The 19,193-nt window shown below is 71.7% G+C and carries 17 protein-coding genes; 10 read left to right on the forward strand and 7 right to left on the reverse strand.

What is annotated here, in order from left to right:
* The 3 genes from AC1DU4_RS20690 to AC1DU4_RS20700 all read left to right on the forward strand — a co-directional run.
* The coding region (locus tag AC1DU4_RS20690; RefSeq protein ID WP_477843002.1) for an MFS transporter at positions 1-1,179 on the forward strand (1,179 nt) is incomplete at its 5' end.
* Between the two features lie 29 nt (positions 1,180-1,208).
* A complete protein-coding gene (locus AC1DU4_RS20695; RefSeq protein ID WP_477843004.1) occupies positions 1,209-1,664 on the forward strand; it encodes a hypothetical protein in 456 nt (151 codons plus the stop codon).
* Positions 1,661-2,197 (forward strand): N-acetyltransferase family protein, encoded by a 537-nt coding sequence (locus tag AC1DU4_RS20700; RefSeq protein WP_477843006.1) that lies wholly within the window; start codon positions 1,661-1,663, stop codon positions 2,195-2,197. Before AC1DU4_RS20695 ends, AC1DU4_RS20700 begins: the two co-directional genes overlap by 4 nt.
* 94 nt (positions 2,198-2,291) lie before the next feature.
* Here the strand turns inward: AC1DU4_RS20700 and zapE are convergent, their stop codons facing one another.
* Positions 2,292-3,305, reverse strand: a complete 1,014-nt coding sequence (gene zapE, locus AC1DU4_RS20705) for a cell division protein ZapE (RefSeq protein ID WP_477843008.1) — start codon at positions 3,303-3,305, stop codon at positions 2,292-2,294.
* Positions 3,306-3,339: 34 nt separating this feature from the next.
* Between zapE and AC1DU4_RS20710 the strand changes: the two genes are divergently transcribed.
* From AC1DU4_RS20710 to msrB, 4 genes are read left to right on the forward strand one after another with little or no spacing between them, the layout of a single operon-like run.
* Positions 3,340-4,095, forward strand: a complete 756-nt coding sequence (locus AC1DU4_RS20710) for a pyrimidine reductase family protein (RefSeq protein ID WP_477843010.1) — start codon at positions 3,340-3,342, stop codon at positions 4,093-4,095.
* A 22-nt stretch (positions 4,096-4,117) separates the two neighbouring features.
* Positions 4,118-5,671, forward strand: a complete 1,554-nt coding sequence (locus AC1DU4_RS20715; protein WP_072843927.1) for an alpha/beta hydrolase — start codon at positions 4,118-4,120, stop codon at positions 5,669-5,671.
* Positions 5,672-5,706: 35 nt separating this feature from the next.
* Positions 5,707-6,960 carry a glycosyltransferase family 87 protein gene (locus AC1DU4_RS20720; RefSeq protein ID WP_477843012.1) on the forward strand — a complete coding sequence of 418 codons (1,254 nt, stop codon included), beginning with the start codon at positions 5,707-5,709 and terminating at the stop codon, positions 6,958-6,960.
* A gap of 38 nt (positions 6,961-6,998) precedes the next feature.
* Positions 6,999-7,439, forward strand: coding sequence for a peptide-methionine (R)-S-oxide reductase MsrB (gene msrB / locus AC1DU4_RS20725; protein WP_477843014.1), 441 nt, complete (start codon positions 6,999-7,001; stop codon positions 7,437-7,439).
* Between the two features lie 26 nt (positions 7,440-7,465).
* Here msrB and AC1DU4_RS20730 read toward each other — a convergent pair whose 3' ends face one another.
* The 3 genes from AC1DU4_RS20730 to AC1DU4_RS20740 form a co-directional block, all read right to left on the reverse strand.
* Positions 7,466-8,818 (reverse strand): serine hydrolase domain-containing protein, encoded by a 1,353-nt coding sequence (locus tag AC1DU4_RS20730; protein WP_477843016.1) that lies wholly within the window; start codon positions 8,816-8,818, stop codon positions 7,466-7,468.
* Between the two features lie 51 nt (positions 8,819-8,869).
* A complete protein-coding gene (locus AC1DU4_RS20735) occupies positions 8,870-11,146 on the reverse strand; it encodes a molybdopterin-dependent oxidoreductase (protein WP_477843044.1) in 2,277 nt (758 codons plus the stop codon).
* Between the two features lie 114 nt (positions 11,147-11,260).
* Complete coding sequence (locus tag AC1DU4_RS20740) at positions 11,261-12,163, reverse strand: universal stress protein (protein ID WP_477843018.1); 903 nt, start codon at positions 12,161-12,163, stop codon at positions 11,261-11,263.
* A gap of 237 nt (positions 12,164-12,400) precedes the next feature.
* Between AC1DU4_RS20740 and AC1DU4_RS20745 the strand changes: the two genes are divergently transcribed.
* Genes AC1DU4_RS20745 through AC1DU4_RS20755 form a run of 3 tightly spaced genes read left to right on the forward strand, consistent with a single transcriptional unit; the run spans position 12,401 to position 15,749 of the window.
* Positions 12,401-13,378: an Acg family FMN-binding oxidoreductase gene (locus tag AC1DU4_RS20745; protein ID WP_477843020.1), complete on the forward strand. Its 978-nt coding sequence runs from the start codon at positions 12,401-12,403 to the stop codon at positions 13,376-13,378.
* Positions 13,379-13,426: 48 nt separating this feature from the next.
* Positions 13,427-14,068 (forward strand): response regulator, encoded by a 642-nt coding sequence (locus AC1DU4_RS20750; protein ID WP_477843022.1) that lies wholly within the window; start codon positions 13,427-13,429, stop codon positions 14,066-14,068.
* Between the two features lie 52 nt (positions 14,069-14,120).
* Complete coding sequence (locus tag AC1DU4_RS20755) at positions 14,121-15,749, forward strand: GAF domain-containing sensor histidine kinase (protein WP_477843024.1); 1,629 nt, start codon at positions 14,121-14,123, stop codon at positions 15,747-15,749.
* Positions 15,750-16,024: 275 nt separating this feature from the next.
* On the opposite strand, the gene hemQ is transcribed toward AC1DU4_RS20755, so the two are convergent.
* The 3 genes from hemQ to hemE are packed head-to-tail and all read right to left on the reverse strand — an operon-like array spanning position 16,025 to position 19,165.
* Entirely contained in the window at positions 16,025-16,720 is a 696-nt protein-coding gene (gene hemQ / locus AC1DU4_RS20760; RefSeq protein ID WP_477843026.1) for a hydrogen peroxide-dependent heme synthase, read from the reverse strand.
* A 4-nt stretch (positions 16,721-16,724) separates the two neighbouring features.
* Positions 16,725-18,071 carry a protoporphyrinogen oxidase gene (locus AC1DU4_RS20765; protein ID WP_477843028.1) on the reverse strand — a complete coding sequence of 449 codons (1,347 nt, stop codon included), beginning with the start codon at positions 18,069-18,071 and terminating at the stop codon, positions 16,725-16,727.
* Complete coding sequence (gene hemE / locus AC1DU4_RS20770) at positions 18,068-19,165, reverse strand: uroporphyrinogen decarboxylase (protein ID WP_072843942.1); 1,098 nt, start codon at positions 19,163-19,165, stop codon at positions 18,068-18,070. Before hemE ends, AC1DU4_RS20765 begins: the two co-directional genes overlap by 4 nt.
* Positions 19,166-19,193: the final 28 nt, after the last annotated feature.

The raw sequence follows: 19,193 nt of genomic DNA on the forward strand, positions 1-19,193 counted from the left end.
CCCACCCAGCGCACGGCCCGCGTGTCCGCCTCGGTGGGGTTCGGCCTGCAGGGCTTCTTCCTGGCGGTCCTGCTCACCCAGCTCCCCCAGTTCAAGGACAAGTACGGCTTCGACGACACCACCATCGCCCTGGTCGTGGTGATGGCCTCGGTGATCGCGGGCGGCGGCAGCGTGCTCGCCGAGTACGTCGCGACCCGCACCAGCAGCAAGACCACCCTGCGCGCCGGACTCGCCGTGATCGCCGCGGCCGGGCTGGGCATCGCGCTCTCGCCCAGCACCGTCCCGTTCTTCGTCGGGTTCGCGGTGTACGGGATCGGCCTCGGCATGGTCGACGCGGCCACCAACATGCAGGCGGTCGCCATCCAGCGGTGCTACGGCCGCTCGATCCTCTCGTCCTTCCACGCCGTCTGGAGCGTCGGCGCGATCACCGGGGCGCTGTTCGTCTCGCTGTGCGAGGCACTCGACGTCAGCCTGCTGGTGTCGATCGCGCTGGCCAGCCTCGTCGTCGCCGGAGCCACCGCCGCGCTCGGACCCCGACTGCTCGTCACCGGATCCGAGGTCGAGGTCGAGGCGAGCAGTACGCCGCTGGTCATCCCGTGGCGCCCGTTCCTCGCGCTCGGCACCGCGATGGCCCTGTTCTTCGCCATCGACTTCAGCGTCGGGAACTGGTCGGCGCTCTACCTCAAGGACCTGCTGCTCTCGAGTTCGAGCACCGCGGCCCTGGCCGTCGCCGCCTACCAGGGCGCGGGGCTGATCTCCCGGTTCACCGGCGACCACTGGGTGCGTCGCCACGGCGAGATCGCCGTCGTGCGGGTGGGCGCCACCATCGCCGCCCTCGGCCTGGTCATCGTGGTGTTCGCGCACAGCCCGGCCGTCGCCATCGTCGGCTTCCTCGTCGTCGGACTCGGCGCCCCCGTCATCGCGCCGCTGTGCTTCAGTGCCGCCGGCAGGCTGGCACCGCCGGAGCAGACGGACGCGGTCATCGCGCGCCTGAACCTGTTCAACTACGCGGGCACGATCATCGGCGGCGGCGTCGTCGGCGGCATCGCGGCCATGACGGATCTGCGAGTCGGTTTCGCGGTTCCGCTGGTGTTCGCCGTCGCGCTGATCTTCCTGGCGCCGGCCTTCCACCCGCACCGCGCGACGACAGAACCGAGCCAGCCCGACCGCGTCGGCTAGTCATTCCCCGGTAGTGGTTGACTAGGGCCATGCCAAACTGGGGATGGCTGATTGCCGTACTGATACTGGTGGACATCGCGGTGCTGACCGCGTGGTTGGTCGGCCGGCGCAGGCCGCGCAGCGGCGCCCGCACACCCGCCGCGTGGGTCGAGGGACTCGACCACGAGACCCGCGACCGGATCGAACGTCTGGTCGCCGACCACAAGCGCATGCACGCGATCCGAGTCCTGCAGGAACGCACCGGGCTCGGGCTCTCCGACGCCAAGGCGGCGATCGACGCCATCGTCCGCGGCGAGTGGATCCCCACCGCCGGACCCGACGCGGTCCCCCCGACACCCGGCACTCGCACCGGCAAGTGGTCGGACCTCGAGCCCGCCCTGCGCACCCTCAAGGACGAGGGCAAGGCCGCCAAGGCGATCGCGATCCTGCGGGACACCACCGGGATGAGCCTGCAGGAGGCCAAGCAGGCGGTGGACCGGCTGTGAGCCTCACCGTCACCCGGGCGACCGCCGCGGACGCTCCCGGCCTGGCATCCGTTGCCGCCGCGACCTTCCCGCTCGCCTGCCCTCCCGGTGTCACCGAGTCCGACATCGAGGCCTTCCTCGCCGACGTGCTGTCCGCGCAGCGGTTCGCCGAGTACGTCGAGGCGCCGGAGCGGACCGTGCTCAAGGCCGTCGACGCGGACGGCCTGGCCGGGTACGCGATGCTGGTGGACGGCCTGCCCGAGGACGACGACGTCCGCGCGGTGGTGTCCGTGCTGCCGACCGTCGAGATCAGCAAGCTGTACGTGCTGCCGAACCGGCACGGCGGCGACGTCTCGCACCGGCTGATGGCGACCGCCCTCGACCATGCCCGGACCGCGGGGGCGGCCGGGGTGTGGCTGGGCGTCAACCAGGAGAACCTGCGCGCCCAGCGGTTCTATGCGAAGTCCGGTTTCGAACGGGTCGGGACCAAGCGGTTCCGGGTCGGCGACCAACTGCACGAGGACTTCGTGATGCAGCGCCGCCTGGACGACTGACGGCGCCGTCCCTGGAAGAGCACCCCGGCAACAAGACAGCTCCGGCACCAGAACTTCGATTCTGGTGCCGGAGCGCTCGTGTGTACCGGACGGACTAGGCCGCGACCTCGAAACGCGAGAGCGCGAGCAGCCGGGAGGTGGCGCGCAGGTACTTCTTGCGGTAGCCGCCGGCCAGCATCTCCGGAGTGAAGATCTCGTCGAGCTTGGCGCCGGACACCGTGACCGGGATGTTGGCGTCGTACAGCCGGTCCGCGAGGACCACCAGGCGCAGGGCCACCGACTGGTCGGTGGCGGCATGCACGCCGCTCACGAACACCGCGGGCACGTCCGCGATCAGCTTGTTGTAGCGCGACGGGTGCAGCGTGCTCAGGTGCGCGCACAGCTCGTCGAAGTTGTCCAGGGTGGCACCGGGGATCTCCTCGGCCCGCTCGACGAGCGACTCCTCCGAGATGGGCTCCGGTGCGGGCGGCAGGTCGCGGTGCCGGTAGTCGGGGCCGTCGACGCGGATGGTCTCGAAGATCGACCCGAGCTTCTTGATCTCGCGCAGGAAGTCCTGCGCGGCGAAGCGGCCCTCGCCGAGCTGGCCGGGCAGGGTGTTGGACGTCGCCACGATGGACACGCCGCGCGCCGACAGCTCGGTGAGCAGACGCGAGACGAGCATGGTGTCGCCCGGATCGTCGAGCTCGAACTCGTCGATGCACAGCACGCTGTGACCGGACAGCTGCTCGACGGCGTTGTTGAAGCCGAGCGCGCCGACCACGTGGGTGAGCTCGACGAACGTGCCGAACGCCTTGGGGCTGGGCACACTGTGGAAGATCGACGCCAGCAGGTGGGTCTTGCCGACACCGAAGCCGCCGTCGAGGTACAGGCCGGCGCCGCTGGCCTGGGCCTTCTTGCCGAACAGTCCGCGACGGCCGCCGGTGCGGATCTTCGCGACCTTGCCGGCGAACTCCTCGGCCTTGCGGACCGCGGCGGCCTGGCTCGGCTCGTCGGGATCGGGAATGTAGGAGCCGAAGCTCACGTCGTTGAACATCGCAGGCGGGACCATTTGCGCGATCAACTGGTCGGCGAGGACCACCGGACTGCGATCAACAAGACGTTCGGGCATGCAGCAAGCGTATCGACGTGCTGTTATCTCTCCTATGCACCACCTCGATAATGGGACCTACTTCACACCGCTCGACGACGACGCGCTCCGCGACCTGTACCGCGGTCCGGCCGACCTCGAGACGCCCTGGGTCCGGTCGAACTTCGTCGCCAGCATCGACGGTGCGGTGTCCGCGGACGGCACCTCCGGCGGGCTGGGCACACCCGCGGACCGGCGCCTGTTCACCATCCTGCGCGAGCTGGCGGACGTGGTCCTCGTCGGCGCGGGAACCGTCCGCGCGGAGAACTACGGCGGGGCCCGCACCGGCGACGACGCCCGGACCCGGCGCCGCGGCCGCGGGCAGTCCGACACCCCGCCGATCGCGGTGGTCACCGCCGGCGCCAACCTCGACCCCGGCTCGCGGCTGCTGACCGACACCGTCGTCGCGCCGCTGATCCTCACCTGCGCCGCCGCCCCGGCCGCCCGCAAGGACGCGCTCGCCGCGGCGGGCGCCCGGGTGTTCGAGATCGGGGACGACGCCGTACCCAGTCGGGCGATCCTCGACACGCTCGGCGGCCTGGGCCTGCACCGGGTGCTGTGCGAGGGCGGGCCGGCACTGTTCGGTCAGTTGCTCGGCGACGACGCCGTCGACGAGTTGTGCCTGACCACCTCCCCGATGCTCGTCGCGGGCGCGGCGGGCCGCATCGCGACCTCGCCGCGGGCGGTCGCCACCCCGATGCGACGGGCCCACCTGCTCGGCGACGACGACGGCACCGTGCTGACCCGATGGGTGCGCGAGCGGCCCCGCTGATCGACCTGGCAGGCTGTCGGGCATGCGCCGAACTGGTCTGCTCGCATTGGTTCTCGCGTTCTGCTGCGCGTGCGGGGCCGGACCGAGCGTGCGGCCCGACGTGGCCGTGGTCGAGCACCACGTCGACGCGACCACCACGTCCGCCGAGCCCGTCGACGCCCCCGCGGAGCTGCAGCCACCCGTGCACGACCTCAGCTGGGAGGACTGCACCCGCACCACCCTCGACACGCTCGGGCTCGGCGCCGGACCGGTCGGACTGGTCCTGGACTGCGCCCAGCTGCCCGCGCCGATCGACCCGACCGGGGACATCCCCGGCACCTTCCTGCTCGGCGCCATGCGGGCCCGGCTCCCCCAGACGCCCACGGACGTCGCCCCGCTGGTGCTGACCTCGGGCGCCGAGCGGTCCTCGACCGGCACGCTGGCCGCCCTGGCGGCGGGGCCGATCGGGACGCTGCTCTCGTCCCGGCCGGTGGTGGCCGTCGACCGCCGCGGGATCGGATCGTCCACCCTGATCGAGTGCATCACCCCGGCGCTGCGTCGCGAGATGGTCGACCTGGGCCAGTTCTCCACGCCCGCCGCCGGTGGCGACTCCGCGGACGTCGTGATGGCGCTCGGCCGGGACGCGACCACCGAGTGCACCGACTTCCTGCAGCCGCAGGAGATGGCCTTCGACGCCGCCCACTCCGCCGACGACCTCGAGCAGCTACGCACGCTGTGGGGCGTCGACCGGCTCGCGCTGCTCACCACCGGCACGGGCGCCGACGTCGGGCTGGCCTACGCCGACCAGCACCCCGACGCCGTGGGCCGGCTGGTCCTGGACTCCCCCGGCGCCGTGCGCACCGACGCCGTCACCGCGACGCAGGGCGTGCTGGCGGGCCGGGAGGCGGCCCTGTCCGCCTTCGCCCGCCAGTGCGCCGCGCTGGCGTGCGCGCTCGGCCCCGACCCGCACGCCGCGGTCGTCGACCTGACCCGCCGCGCCGCCGCCGGCGAACTCGGGCCGGTCTCCTCGAACGCGCTGCTGACCGCGCTGCGCGAGTTCCTCGGGTCGCCGCGCGGCGACCAGCAGTCGCGGATCCGGGAGTTCGCAGACATCCTCGCCGCCGCCGGGACCGGCGACACCGCGGGCCTGGAACGGGTGGTGGACGACGCGATCGCCGCGACCGACTCCGACGGCCAGTTCGTGGCGCGCTGCTCGGACGGCACCGGGTGGCCGACCCCCGGCCGGGCCCGAGAGCTGCGGCGTAGCTGGGGYGAGCAGTTCCCGGTGTTCGGCGCCGACGCCGCCCTCGCGCTGCTGCTGTGCGCGTCGTGGCCGACGACCCCACCGCCGCAGATGCCCGCGACCCTCGACCTCGGCGTGCTCACCCTCGCCGGCGCCGCGGACCCGGTGGCCGGAAATGCCGGTGTCAACACGGTGACCGGTGCCGTGGCCGCCGCGGGAGCGCGCACCTCGACGCGCGCGTGGCTGGGCAGTGGGCACTCGGTGACCCCGCACTCGCAGTGCGGTCAGGCGGCCGTCGTCGGGTACGTCGACGACGGAGTCCTGCCGCCGGACGGCGGCGCCTGCCCCGGCTGAGCTGGGAGTGTCCCGACCGAGCGGACACCTCGCCGGTGTACCGTGCCACGGTGTTCCTTCAACGCCTTGAACCCCGCACCGGACGCACGACCGCCGAGGTCGTGAAGTTCGCGTTGTGGCCGCTCGCCATCATGACCGTGCTGCACCGGGTGCTGGTCAAGGCCGTGAACGGGTTCCGAACCGACGACTTCGCGCCCGTCTACCGGGCCGCGCTCGCCTTCCTCAACGGCGAACCGGTCTACATCGCGAACTTCGACACGGTGGACCCGCACTACCTGTACGCGCCGAGCGGCACGCTGCTGCTCTCCCCGATCGCGTACATCGAGCCGGAACTCTCGCGCTGGCTGTTCATCGGCGCCAACGCGGCCGCCGTGATCGTCGCCGGCTGGCTGCTGCTCGAGATGTTCGACCTGACCGTCTCCTCGGTCGCCGCGCCGATCCTGCTGCTGGGCATGTTCGCCAGCGAGACCGTCACCAACACGCTGGTGTTCACCAACGTCAACGGGCTCGTCCTGCTCGGCGAGGTCGCGTTCCTCTACCTGCTGCTCCGACGCAAGGACGCCTGGGCCGGCGTGGCCATCGGACTGACGCTCGCGGTGAARCCGATCCTGGCGCCGCTGCTGCTGCTGCCGCTGGTGTCGCGGCAGTGGCGGGTGTTCGTCACCGCCGTCGGAATCCCGCTGATCCTCACCGCCGTCGCCTGGCCGCTGGCCGCGGACCCGATGGAGTTCATCCACCACACGGTGCCGTACCTGGCGGAGTCGCGCGACTACTTCAACAGCGCCATCGTCGGCAACGGCGCCTACTACGGCCTGCCGCCCGCCCTGATCCTGCTGCTGCGGGCGCTGTTCGCGGTCGTCGTGGCGGTCTCGCTGTGGCTGCTCTACCGCTACTACCGCGAGGACCGGCTGTTCTTCTTCACCACCGCGACCGGGGTGCTGATGGCGGGCTCGTTCCTGCTCGGCTCGCTGGGCCAGATGTACTACTCGATGATGCTGTTCCCGCTGCTGATGAGCGTGGTGCTGCGGAACTCGGTGATGCGGAACTGGCCGGCCTGGCTGGCGGTGTACGGGTTCATGTCCTACGACAGCTGGCTGTCGCTTCGCTTCCCCGCCGCCGGCCGCGCCGCCGAGTACATGAAGACCACCCTCGGCTGGAGCCTGCTGCTGCTGGTGATCTGCGGCGTCCTCGTCGCCCGGTACCTGACCGCGAAGCGGGAGGGCCGCCTCGCCGACGGCATCGACCCCGCCTCCCTGACGCCGGAGCCCGAGAAGGTCGCCGTCGGCTGAGGGTCGCCGCGTGCGGGGGCACGGGTTAGCGTGGGGACATGAGTTCCGCAGCCGACCCCGCCCCCCGCGCCCCGCTCACCGACGCCCTCCAGGTCACCGAGGAACAGTGGCGCGAGCGCCTCACCCCGGAGGAGTTCGCGGTACTGCGTCAGGCCGGCACCGAACGCCCGAACGTCGGCGAGTACACCGACACCACCACCGCCGGCGAGTACCACTGCCGGGCCTGCGACGCCCTGCTGTTCACCTCCGCCGAGAAGTTTCCGTCCCACTGCGGCTGGCCGTCGTTCTTCGACCCGGCGGACTCCGACGCGGTGGTCCTGCGTGAGGACGTCTCGCTCGGCATGCGCCGCGTCGAGGTGCTGTGCGCGAACTGCCACAGCCACCTCGGCCACGTCTTCGAGGGCGAGGGGTACCCGACGCCCACCGACCAGCGCTACTGCATCAACAGCATCTCGCTGCGCCTGACGCCGAAGGACTGAGCCCGCACGAACAGCGGTCGGCGCAATCAGCTGGTGGGCGCGGGCGCGGGTGTCGACGCGGGCGCGGCGGCCGGCGGGAACATCGCGTCGACGATCGTCTTCGCGATGCCGCTGGCCGGGTCCTGCCCGTTCGCGGCGGGGGCGAGGTTGGCCCAGACCACCAGCGTCACCCCACTTTCGGGGTCGCTGCCCATGAACGAGTTGTAGCCGGGCAGCTCCCCCGTGTGCCCGTACAGGGGACCCATCTTCGCCATGGCCAGTCCGTACTCCGGTCCGCCCGGCTTGGTCGGGTCGGCCGGCTGGAAGCTGGCCATCCGCACGGCCTGCATCTCGGCGTCGAGCGCCTTGCCGTCGGCCAGGGCCTCCACCCAGGTCGCCAGGTCGTTTGCGGTGGCGATGCCCGCGCCGGCCGACCAGGCCCAGGACGGGTTGTCGTCAGTGACGTCGTTGGGCGCGAGGGTGCCGGCCTTCGCCTCCGCCTGCATCTCCGCGGGGAGGGCGGGATCGGTCATGGTCTGCACGTTGGTCCCGTACATGTACCCGTGCGAGTTCGGTGCGGGCAGCGCGTTGGTGTCGGGGAAGAGTGTGTTGGCCAGTCCGAGCGGGCCGAACAGTCGCTGCTCGAACACCTCCTGGAGCGGCTTGCCGTCGAGCTGCTCGGCAATCAGCCCCAGCAGCACGAAATTGGTGTTCGAGTAGTGGTAGCCCTGGCCCGGCGGGAAGTACGGCGGATGCGCGAACGCCAACGCCAGCAACTGGTCCGGGGTCCATTCCTTCTGCGGGTCCTGGTCGAGGGCCTCGTTCAGCTCCAGCGTCTCGCTGTAGTTGAACAGCCCGCTGCGCATGTTCAGCAGCTGCTCGATCGTGATGCCGTCGCCGCCGGGGACGTCCGGCCGGTACTTCGAGACCGGGTCGGCGAGCGCGATCTTGCCCTCCTGCACCTGCTGCAGGATCACCGTTCCGGTCCAGGTCTTGGTGTTGGACCCGACCCGGACGTGGTCGTCGAGGCTGACGGGCGCGCCGCCGCCGCGTTCGGTGGTGCCGTAGGTGACCGTCTGGTCTCCGGTCGGGGTGCGCAGCAGCACCACCACCCCGGGGAGCATCAGCTCCTTGGCCGTGGACTCGACGATGGACTGCAGGTCCCCGTTTCCAATCGGCAACATCCCGGTCGACGACGCCGCGGCGCTGGTGCCGGAGGCGGCCGTCGAGGAACCGGCGGCGCCGGACCCCTCGTCGGAGTTTGACGAACAGGCCCCGACCGCCAGCGTCACCGCCGCCGCGAGAGCGGCCGCTCGCAGGTACCGATGGCGGCGCCGGTGCGCCCCGAACGTGCGTGCCGAGCCGAGCATTGCTGCCGTGGTGTCCGCCGAACGGTCCATGCTCAGTCAAGGTACGCCGCATACGCGCTGGTCGGGCGCGAAAGGAAGGACTTACCGGGGTTGCACCCTCGGCGGGTCGAAGGCGCGCACCGGCGGAAGCTCGCCGTCGAACCGCTCGACCTGCACCAGGACGTGCTGGCCGGTGCACCCGTGCGCGAGCTTGGAACTGCCGACGTCCGGGGTGAGCACGTTCGGGTTGCCGTGCACGCACATCGAGTCCGGATCGGCCGGATCGAGGGGGTCGAACCAGGCGCCGGTGGACAGTTGCACGACCTCGGCCCGGACCCCGTCGTCGAGCACCGCACCGGCCAGGCACGCGCCGCGGTCGTTGAACACCCGCACCACGTCGCCGTCGGCGATCCCCCGTGCCGCGGCATCGGCGGGGTGCAGCCGGATCGGCTCACGGCCGCGCACCTTCGAGGCCTGACTGACCGGGCCGTGGTCGAGTTGGCCGTGCAGCCGGGCCCGCGGCTGGTTCGCGATCAGATGCAGCGGAAAGCGTTGCGCGCGTTCACCGCCGAGCCACTCCTCGGGTTCGTACCAGGTGGGGTGGCCGGCGCAGTCGTCGTACCCGAAGCCGTCGACATCGGCGGAGAAGATCTCGATCCGTCCGCTCGGGGTGGTGAGCGGGTGGCGCACCGGATCGGCGCGGAAGTCCTCGAACAGGATCAGGTTGTCCTCGGTGCGCATCCGCACGTGGCCCTCGCGCCAGAAGGTGCGGAAGTCCGGCGCCGGTCCCCCGTCCCGTCGCACGTACTCGCGCCACTGCCCGTACAGGTGCTCGAGCCACTGCTGCGCGGTGCGTCCCTCGGTGAACTCCGCTGCCACACCGAGCTTCTCGGCCAGCGCCGCGAAGGTGGCGTAGTCGTCGCGGGATTGCGCGTGGGCGGGCACCGCCGCGTGCATCGCCACCAGCAGTGGGTCGTTGCGGGTGCAGGTGATGTCGTTGCGCTCGAGCGACGTGGTCGACGGCACCACGATGTCGGCGAGGCGCGCCATCGGCGTCCAGTACGGGTCGTGCACCACCACGGTGTCCGGTCGGCCCAGCGCCCGCCGCAGCCGGTTCAGGTCCTGGTGGTGGTGGAACGGATTCCCGCCGGCCCAGTACACCAACCGGATGTCCGGGTACGTCAGCCGATGGCCGTCGTAGTCGAACTCCTCCCCCGGGTGCAGCAGCATGTCCGAGACCGCGGCGACCGGGATGTACGCCTTGACCGGGTTGTTGCCCTGCGGCAGCGTCGGCAGCGGGTACGGCACCGGCGCCAGCCCGGGCTCGTTCATCGAACCGTAGCCGTGGCCGAAACCGCCTCCGGGGAGACCGATCTGGCCGAGCATCGCGGCCAGGGTGACGCCCATCCACGGCGCCTGCTCGCCGTGGCGCACCCGCTGCAGCGACCACGTCACCGTCACCATGGTCCGGCCGGCGGCCATCCGCCGGGCCAACCCGACCAGGTCCGCGGCGGCGATCCCGCACCGGTCCGACGCCCACTGCGGGGTCTTCGGGACGCCGTCGGCGCGGCCGAGCAGGTAGTCCTCGAACCGCTCGTAGCCGACGCAGTGGGTGGCCAGGAACTCCTTGTCGTGCAACCCCTCCGAGGCCAGCACGTGGGCCAGACCGAGCATCAGCGCGACGTCGGAGCCGGGGCGCGGCGCCAGCCAGGTGCACTCGCCGTGCAGGTCGTCGCGCAGCGGGGAGATCGACACCACGGCGCCGCCGCGGTCGCGGAACCGGTCCAGCGCACCGCGGGTCGGATGGTCCGAGGTGCCGCTGTGATTGACGCCGGTGTTCTTCAGCGGGACCCCGCCGAAGCACACCATCAGGTCGGTGTTGCGGGCGATCACGTCCCAGTTCGTCGAGCGCGCGAAGAGCTTCCAGTGGGTCCCGACGACCCGCGGCATGATCACGCCGGTGGCGCCGAGCGAGTAGGAGTGCAGCGAGCGGGTGTACCCGCCGAGGCAGTTGAGGAACCGGTGCACCTGGCTCTGGGCGTGGTGGAAGCGTCCCGCGCTGGCCCAGCCGTAGGAGCCGCCGTAGATCGCCTCGTTGCCGTGGGTGTCGATCACCCGGCGCAGCTCGGCCGCCAGCAGGTCCGTCAGCTCCGGCCAGCCGACCTCGACGAAGTCGTCGCGGCCGCGCGCATCGGTGGGTCCGGGGCCGTGTTCGAGCCAGCCGCGGCGCACCGCCGGGGCGGTGACGCGGGCGCCGTGGCGCACCGAGCCGACTGCGTTGCCGAGGATCGGGGACGGGTCACGGTCGCCGGGGAACGGGTGCACCGCGGTGATGTCGGAGCCGTCCGACTCGGCCTCGAACATGCCCCAGTGCGCCATGTGCTGGTGTCGCGTGGTTCCCGAACTCACGCCGCCCAGTGTGCCACCGGTGGCACCACCGACCCGGCGTCGGTGCTACTCGGCGGCACCCACCACCGTCCGGGCGCCCAGACGTCAGTCGCCGCCGCGCACGATCATCAGCGGGCAGTCGACCAGGTGCAGCAGCGCCCTGCTGGTAGATCCGAGGAGCATGCCCTTGAATCCGCCGCGTCCGCGGCTGCCGACGACCAGCAACTGGGCGCCCTCGGCGAGTCGGGCCAGCTCACGCACCGGACGATCCCGAACCACAACCCGCCGCATCGACACGTCGGGGTACCGCTCCTTCCAGCCCGCGAGGCGCTCGGCCAGGACCGCCTCCTCTGCGGCCGCGACCGCGGGCCATTCGAGAATCGAGTCGTCCGCGCCGATGTCGAACACCGTCGCCAGGTTGAGGTCTGTCCACGCGTGGACCGCGGTCAGGTCGGCGCCGCGCCGCGAGGCGAACTGCACGGCCTCCGCGATCGCCGGCTCGCTGTGTTCGGATCCGTCCGTTCCGACCACGACCGGGCCGTCCAGCGGGGGCGCATCCGGTCCCGGCAGTCCTCGAATCACCACGACTGGGCAGTGGACATGGGTGGCCAGGGCGGAGCTGACCGAGCCCACGAGTCCACCGGCGAACTCGCCGAGCCCGCGGGAGCCGAGCACGACCAGCCCGGCCGTGAGGGAGAGCTCGAGCAGCACCGGAACCGGACGACCACCGGAGAGCGCAGTCCGGATCGCCACGCCGCCGAATTCCTTCGCCGCGTCCGTCGCCAGCTCGGTGGCCTCGTCGAGGAGGTGCCGTCCTGCCAGGGCCTGGTCCTCGAAATAGCTCGGCGGGGCGCCCACCATCCCGAGCGGCTCGAGCGGAAGTGCGTAGACCGCGGCCAGCAGCAACGGGACTCCGCGGAGCGCGGCCTCGGCCGCGGCCCAGCGGACCGCATCGAACGCCGGCCCCGAGCCGTCCACCCCCACGACCACGGAAGAGTGCGCGTCCATCGGTCCTCCTCGCGTCAGTCCTGCATGCGAACGGGCCGGACTGCGTCTCCCCGACTCCAGAACCCGACTCCAGCGTTGCCCGAGCGACGGGCCGAGGGAAGGGAACAACGTCACCTCTCACGGTCGCGGGTCTCGCCTGCCCTGGTGACTGCCGGTCCTCACCGCGGGTAGGGACCATCGGCCCTGTTGCGCGGTGTCCGTCCGGACGAGACTTGACGGTGAAGCGAGGAGGCCTCGATGGACACCACGATTCCCGACGCCAACGTCATCCGGATTGCCGTCGACCTTGCCTGCCGCGCGCCATCGGTCCACAACAGTCAGCCCTGGTACTGGCGGTACTCGAGCGGTCAGCTCGACCTCTTTGCCGACCGTTCTCGACTGCTGCCGTCGACGGACCCGACCGGCCGCCAACTCGACGTCAGCTGCGGTGCAGCACTGCACCACCTGCAGGTGGCGCTCGCGTCGCTTCGCTGGCGGACGTCGATCCGCCTGTTCCCCGAATCAGCGCTGCCACGATTCGTCGCGTCCGTGCACCTCCACCACGACGCGCACCCACAGTCCCGCGACTTCGACCTGCTGGCCGCGATCCGGCACCGCCGTACCGACCGCAGGCCGTTCGCTCCGCTGCCACAGGACGAGGACGAGATCCTCGCCGCCCTGCACGGAGCGGCCGCGGCTCACGGCGTCACCGTGACCGTGCTCCCGCCGGAGGCCCGGGCGACCCTGACCGTGGCAGCGGAGTCGAGCTCCGCCGCACGGCGGTACGACTCCGCTTATCAGGCCGAACTGCACTGGTGGGCAGGACACTCACGACCGGCGGAGGGGATTCCGCCCGATGCGTTGGCGACGGCCGGCGAGAGCACCAGCGTCTCGGTCGGACGCGCCTTTCCGCCCGCCCACCGGAGCGAGGCCTCGGCCGCGGCGGCGGACGCAGCCGTCGTGCTGATGCTCGGTACCGCCACCGACACTGCGCCGGACTGGGTTCGGTGCGGGCAGGCCCTGTCCGCGGTGGTCCTCGAGGCAACCTCCCGGCGGGTCGCGACCTGCCCGCTCACTCACCTCACCGAGGACCAGCGAAGCCGCGACCTGATCGCGGGCCTGGCGCCCGATGCCGGGTTCCCCCAGGTCCTCGTTCGAATCGGAACGGCGACGGGGCCGCGCCCTCCGCACGAGACGCCGCGCAGGCCGGCCACGGAGGTGCTGTCCCTGCACTGACCGGACGTAACGTTGAGAACGGGCCCGACCGGAAGTGGAGGACGCCGCATGATCACGGTCTTTCTCGTAGACGACCACGAGGTGGTTCGACGCGGCTTGGCCGACCTCCTCGAGAGCGACCCGGAACTGCAGGTGATCGGCGAGGCCGACTCCTGCTCGCATGCGCTTGCTCGGATCCCGGCCCTGCGCCCCGATGTCGCGGTTCTCGACGTTCGACTGCCCGACGGCAACGGGATCGAACTGTGCCGCGAACTCCTCTCCCGGCTGCCCGGCCTCTACTGTCTGATCCTTACGTCGTACACCGACGAGCAGGCCATGCTCGACGCAATCCTGGCCGGGGCGCGCGGCTATGTCGTCAAGGACATCAAGGGCATGGAACTCGCGCGGGCGGTCCGCGACGTCGGCGAGGGGAAGTCACTGCTCGACAGCCGGGCGGCCGAGGCCCTGATGTCGAAGCTGCGCCACCAGGCGCGCGACGCCGACGGACCGTTCGCCGAACTCACCGACCAGGAGCGGACCCTGCTCTCCCTCCTCGGCGAGGGGTTGACCAACAGGCAGATCGCCGGACGGATGTTCCTGGCGGAGAAGACGGTGAAGAACTACGTCTCGCGGCTGCTGACGAAGCTGGGTGTCGAACGAAGGACGCAGGCCGCCGTCCTCGCCACGAAGATGACACCGCGACCTCGGTGAAGCCTCTCCGGACCGGGCACGGCCGGGTGCCACCCGTGAAAGACTGAACCTCGTGACGCCCGCCGGGAGCAGGCCAGACGATCCGGAACCCGCACCGCTGCTCGCAGCCGTGCTGGCCGTGGCAGCGGGTCTCGATCTCGACGAAACGTTGCGTTCCATCGTCCATGCCGCGGTACTCCTGGTCGACGCCCGCTACGGCGCCCTGGGTGTGCGCGGACCAGGCGATGAGCTCACCGAATTCGTCTACGAGGGCATCGACGACGAGACCCGGACGCTCATCGGGGACCTGCCCCGCGGACGCGGCGTCCTGGGCCTGCCGATCGCCGAGCCGAAACCGATTCGCCTGGACGACATTGCCGCTCATCCGGCATCGGTCGGGTTTCCCGCCCACCACCCGCCGATGAAGACGTTCCTCGGGGTGCCGGTCCAGATCCGGGACGAGGTGTTCGGCAACCTCTATCTCACGGAGAAGTCGGGCGGCGAACCGTTCACCGCACACGACGAGGCGGTTCTGACGGCCCTGGCCGCGGCCGCCGGCATCGCGGTCGACAACGCCCGCCTCTACCAGCAGTCGCAAACCAGACAGGCCTGGCTCGAGGCGACCAGCGACATCGCCACCGGACTCCTCGCCGGTGGCGACCCGACCGAGGTCCTGCAGCTGATAGCCGACAAGGCGCTCGAGCTGACCGATTCCGACAGCGCCTTCCTCGCCGTCCCGGACGATCCGGACGCCGGGCCCGAGGACGTGGCCGAGCTGGTGGTCACCGTCTCGACCGGGGCGACGGACACACTCGTGGGCCACGTCATTCCGCTGACCGGGTCCACCTCGGGCGAGGCCTTCCGGAGCCGTCGGCCGCTGCAGGTGGACATGCTCGCCTTCGACCCGGGTGCCGAGGTGCGCACCCGATTCGGTCCCGCCCTGGTGCTGCCGCTGCGCGCCGCGCAGTCCGTCGCGGGAGTGCTGGTGACCCTTCGCCGCGGCGGGGCCCCGCAGTTCGGCGCGGAGCAACTTTCGTTCATGTCCGCGTTCGCCGACCAGGCAGCCGTCGCCCTCCAACTGGCCAACACCCAACAGCGAATGCGGGAACTCGACGTGCTCGCGGACCGCGACCGGATCGCCCGTGACCTGCACGACCACGTCATCCAACGGCTCTTCGCCGTCGGCCTCTCCGTGCAGGGCACCCTGCAACGCGCCCGATCACCCGAGGTGCAACGGCGCCTGACCGACACCGTCGACGACCTGCAGGAGATCGTGCAGGACATTCGCACCGCGATCTTCGACCTGCACGGCGGCACCGAGGGAACGACCCGGCTGCGGAGCCGCCTGCACGAGGTCATCGCCGACACCACCGCCGACTCCGGTCTGCGCACCACGGTCCACATGTCGGGGCCGTTGTCGGTCGTCGACCCGGGCCTCGCCGATCACGCCGTGGCCGTTCTCCGCGAGGCCCTGAGCAATGCCGTCCGGCACGCCCGCGCCGACGCCGTCACCGTGAACGTCTCGGTGTTCGACGACCTGACGATAGAGGTCACCGACACCGGCGCCGGCATCCCAGCGGACGCCGAGCGTCACGGGCTCGACAACCTGGCCGCACGGGCAGCCGAAGTCGGCGGCACGATGACCGCGGAACCCGCGCCGGCCGGGGGAACCACTGTCCGGTGGTCTGCCCCACTGCCGTGAACCGCTCAGGGCAGCGTCCCGCGCAGCCCAGGACACGGCGGCGAGGGACTCCACGGACCCGTCCACCCCGACCACTACCGACGCGTTTGTGCCCATTGCGTTCTCCCGACCACTGACCTGTGCTCCCAATGGTCTACGGAGCCGCGATCCGGGCGAAAGTGCAGAAGGTCACCACTGCGGAGGAACAACGACTACGGGCAGGACCGACAGCCCGGCCGCCAGTCGAGTCTTCCCGGCGTGGACGGAGCCGTACACGCCGGGAAGGTCAGGCCAGGTCAGGGCAGGGAGGCGATCAGCTTGTCGACGGAGACGCGGGGGCCGGTGAAGAAGGGGGTCTCCTCGCGCACGTGCATCCGGGCCTCGGTGGCCCGCAGGTCACGCATGAGGTCGACGATCCGGTCGAGCTCGGGGCCCTCGAACGCGAGGATCCACTCGTAGTCGCCGAGCGCGAACGCGGGCACCGTGTTGGCCCGGACGTCCGGGTAGCCGCGACCGGCCTTGCCGTGGTCGGCGAGCATCTTGCGACGCTCGTCGTCGGGCAGCAGGTACCACTCGTAGGACCGCACGAACGGGTACACGCAGATGTAGTTGCCCGGCTCCTCGCCCGCGACGAACGCCGGCAGGTGGCTCTTGTTGAACTCCGCGGGGCGGTGCAGCGCGACGTTCGACCAGACCGGGGCGCTGGCCCGGCCGAGAATCGTGGTGCGACGGAAGTCGGCGTAGAGCTTCTGCAGGTCTTCCAGCTTCTCCGCGTGCGTCCAGATCATGAAGTCCGCGTCGGCGCGCATCCCGGCGACGTCGTAGATGCCGCGGACCACGACGTCCGCCTCCTCGAAGGAGGCGAAGAACGCCGTCGCGTCCTCGATGGCCTTGGTGCGGTCCTCTTCGAGGACACCGGGCTGCACCTGGAACACCGAGAACATCGCGTACCGGAGCGTGGAATTGAGCTTGTCGTAATCGAGGCGTGCCATGGCCCTATCCTGCCACCCGCGCCGCGGCCCGTGCGGCCGCCGTCGCCGACGCCACACAGGCGGGCACGCCGACGCCGTGCAGCAGCGCGCCCGCCACCCCGAGCCCCGGCAACTCGGCCACGCCGTCCTCGATCGTCGCGACCCGGTCCAGGTGCCGCGGCCCGTACTGGGGCAGGCCGCCGTGCCATCGCTGCACCGCAGCGCCGACCGGCTCGGCCCGCAGCCCGGTGACCTCCGCGAGGTCCGTCCGGGCCAGCGCGACGAGTTCGTCGTCGGTGGCGTCGACCACCGCGGCGTCGCCGAACCGGCCGAACGAGGCCCGGACCAGCCCGCCGCCGCGCTCGGCCAGGTGCGGCCACTTGCGGCTCGACAGCGTGAAGGCCTTGGCGCGCAACGACTCCCCTGTCGCGACCAGGATGCCCGAGTTCTGCGGCAGGTCCACCCCGACCGGCAGCGCCAGCGCGACCACCACCGACGAGGCCAGCGGGACGTCGGCGGCGGCGGCGCTCGCGGCGGGCGCGACGTCGCGGAGCAGTGCGGCCAGTCGCGGCGCCGGCACCGCCAGCACCACGCCGTCGACCCGTCCCACCGGGTCCAGCCACCAGCCGTCGCCGTCGCGCCGCAGCCCGGACGCACCGGCGGTGACCACCGTCGGACGGGCTCGCTCGAGCAGCGCGTCGAGCAGCACGCCGTAGCCGTCGCGCAGGCCCCCGAACACCGGTCCCGGCTTGGGTTCGGGCATCGCCTCGGCAACCGCCGCCGTCAGGCTCGGTGCCCCGCGGTCCAGGGCGGCGGCCAGCGTCGGCAACGCCGCCCGGACCCCGATGGAGTCCGAGAGCCCGGAGTAGACGCCGCCGAGCAGCGGGTCCACCGACCGGCGGACCACCTGCTCGCCGAACCGCTCGCCGACCAGCGTCGCGACGTCGGTGTCCGAGCCGGGACGCCAGTGCAGCGGCGACCGCGGTTCGGCGTCGATCCGGGCCAGGGTCTGCGCGTCGACCAGCCCCGTCAGCGCCTGCGCGGACGCCGGGACGCCCATCAGGGTGCCGGTGGGCAACGGGTGCAGCGCGCCACCGGACCAGATCAGCGGCCGGGCGCCCGACGGCTCGACCACCTGGTCGGACAGGTCCAGCTCCGCGAGCAGTGCCGGCACCTCGGGGCGCCGGGCGATGAACGCCTCGGCGCCGACGTCCACCGGGCCGCCCGCGAGGGTGACGGTGCGGAGTTTGCCGCCGACCCTGGCCGACTCCTCGACGAGGGTGATCTCGGCGTCGGGGCCGAGCAGGCCGCGCAGCCGGTAGGCGGCGACCAGCCCGGAGATGCCCCCGCCGACGACGGCGAACGCGGTCACAGCGAGTGCACCAACTCCACCACCGCGGTCAGCACGCCCGGGTCGGTGTCCGGCAGCACGCCGTGGCCGAGGTTGAAGATGTGGCCGGTGGCGCCGGCCGCGAGCGCCCGGTCGGCCTCGGCGGCGATCCGGCGGACCTCCCGCTCGACCGCGTCCGCGCCCGCGAAGAGCACGGCCGGATCCAGGTTGCCCTGCAGCGCCTTGCCGGGGCCCACCCGGCGGGCGGCCTCGTCCAGCGGGATCCGCCAGTCCACGCCGACCACGTCGGCGCCGACCTCGCCCATCACCCCGAGCAGCTCACCGGTGCCCACCCCGAAGTGGATGCGGGGCACGCCGGCGTCGGCCACCTCGGCGAGGACCCGCTCGGAGTGCGGCAACACGAAGGTGCGGTACTCGGCCAGCGACAGCGTCCCGGCCCAGGAGTCGAACAGCTGGATCGCGTCGACGCCGGCGTGCAGCTGCGCCTGCAGGAACGCGATGGTGGTGTCCGCGATCGTGCCGAGCAGCGCGTGCCAGGTCTTGGGGTCCGAGTGCATGAGCGCCTTGGTGCGCTCGTGGTTGCGACTCGGCCCGCCCTCGACCAGGTAGGAGGCGAGCGTGAACGGCGCCCCGGCGAAGCCGATCAGCGGGGTGTCGCCGAGCTCACGGGTGAGCAGCGAGACGGCCTCGCTGACGGCCCCGACCTGCTCGGGCCGCAGCCGCGGCAGCGCGGCGACGTCGGCGATGGTGCGCACCGGGTTGGCCACCACCGGGCCGACACCGGCCACGATGTCGAGGTCGATTCCCGCGGCCTTGAGCGGAACCACGATGTCGGAGAACAGGATTGCCGCGTCCACCTTGTGCCGGCGCACCGGCTGCATGGTGATCTCGCAGACCAGTTCCGGGTTGAAGCAGGACTCCAGCATCCCGATCCCGGCCCGGACCTCCCGGTACTCCGGCAGCGACCGTCCCGCCTGCCGCATGAACCACACCGGCCGGTGCGCGGGGCGCCTGCCGGTCGCGGCAGCGATCAGCGGTGCGTCCGCAATCGTTCGCCGGAACGGGTACTTCGTCCCGCTCGTCATCGCCGAATTCGTGTCTTCCAAGTCGCTCATGTGTCCCAACGCTCGTCGCCCGCCGTGT

Source organism: Rhodococcus sp. P4_F5 (assembly GCF_056401315.1).

What these genes read in the sequence shown, in the direction of transcription:
- AC1DU4_RS20695 (WP_477843004.1), top strand. Translation starts at nt 1,209, where the DNA reads ATGCCAAACTGGGGATGGCTGATTGCCGTACTGATACTGGTGGACATC.
- zapE (WP_477843008.1), bottom strand. Translation starts at nt 3,305, where the DNA reads ATGCCCGAACGTCTTGTTGATCGCAGTCCGGTGGTCCTCGCCGACCAG.
- AC1DU4_RS20710 (WP_477843010.1), top strand. Translation starts at nt 3,340, where the DNA reads ATGCACCACCTCGATAATGGGACCTACTTCACACCGCTCGACGACGAC.
- msrB (WP_477843014.1), top strand. Translation starts at nt 6,999, where the DNA reads ATGAGTTCCGCAGCCGACCCCGCCCCCCGCGCCCCGCTCACCGACGCC.
- AC1DU4_RS20730 (WP_477843016.1), bottom strand. Translation starts at nt 8,818, where the DNA reads ATGGACCGTTCGGCGGACACCACGGCAGCAATGCTCGGCTCGGCACGC.
- AC1DU4_RS20735 (WP_477843044.1), bottom strand. Translation starts at nt 11,146, where the DNA reads ATGGCGCACTGGGGCATGTTCGAGGCCGAGTCGGACGGCTCCGACATC.
- AC1DU4_RS20740 (WP_477843018.1), bottom strand. Translation starts at nt 12,163, where the DNA reads ATGGACGCGCACTCTTCCGTGGTCGTGGGGGTGGACGGCTCGGGGCCG.
- AC1DU4_RS20745 (WP_477843020.1), top strand. Translation starts at nt 12,401, where the DNA reads ATGGACACCACGATTCCCGACGCCAACGTCATCCGGATTGCCGTCGAC.
- AC1DU4_RS20750 (WP_477843022.1), top strand. Translation starts at nt 13,427, where the DNA reads ATGATCACGGTCTTTCTCGTAGACGACCACGAGGTGGTTCGACGCGGC.
- hemQ (WP_477843026.1), bottom strand. Translation starts at nt 16,720, where the DNA reads ATGGCACGCCTCGATTACGACAAGCTCAATTCCACGCTCCGGTACGCG.
- hemE (WP_072843942.1), bottom strand. Translation starts at nt 19,165, where the DNA reads ATGAGCGACTTGGAAGACACGAATTCGGCGATGACGAGCGGGACGAAG.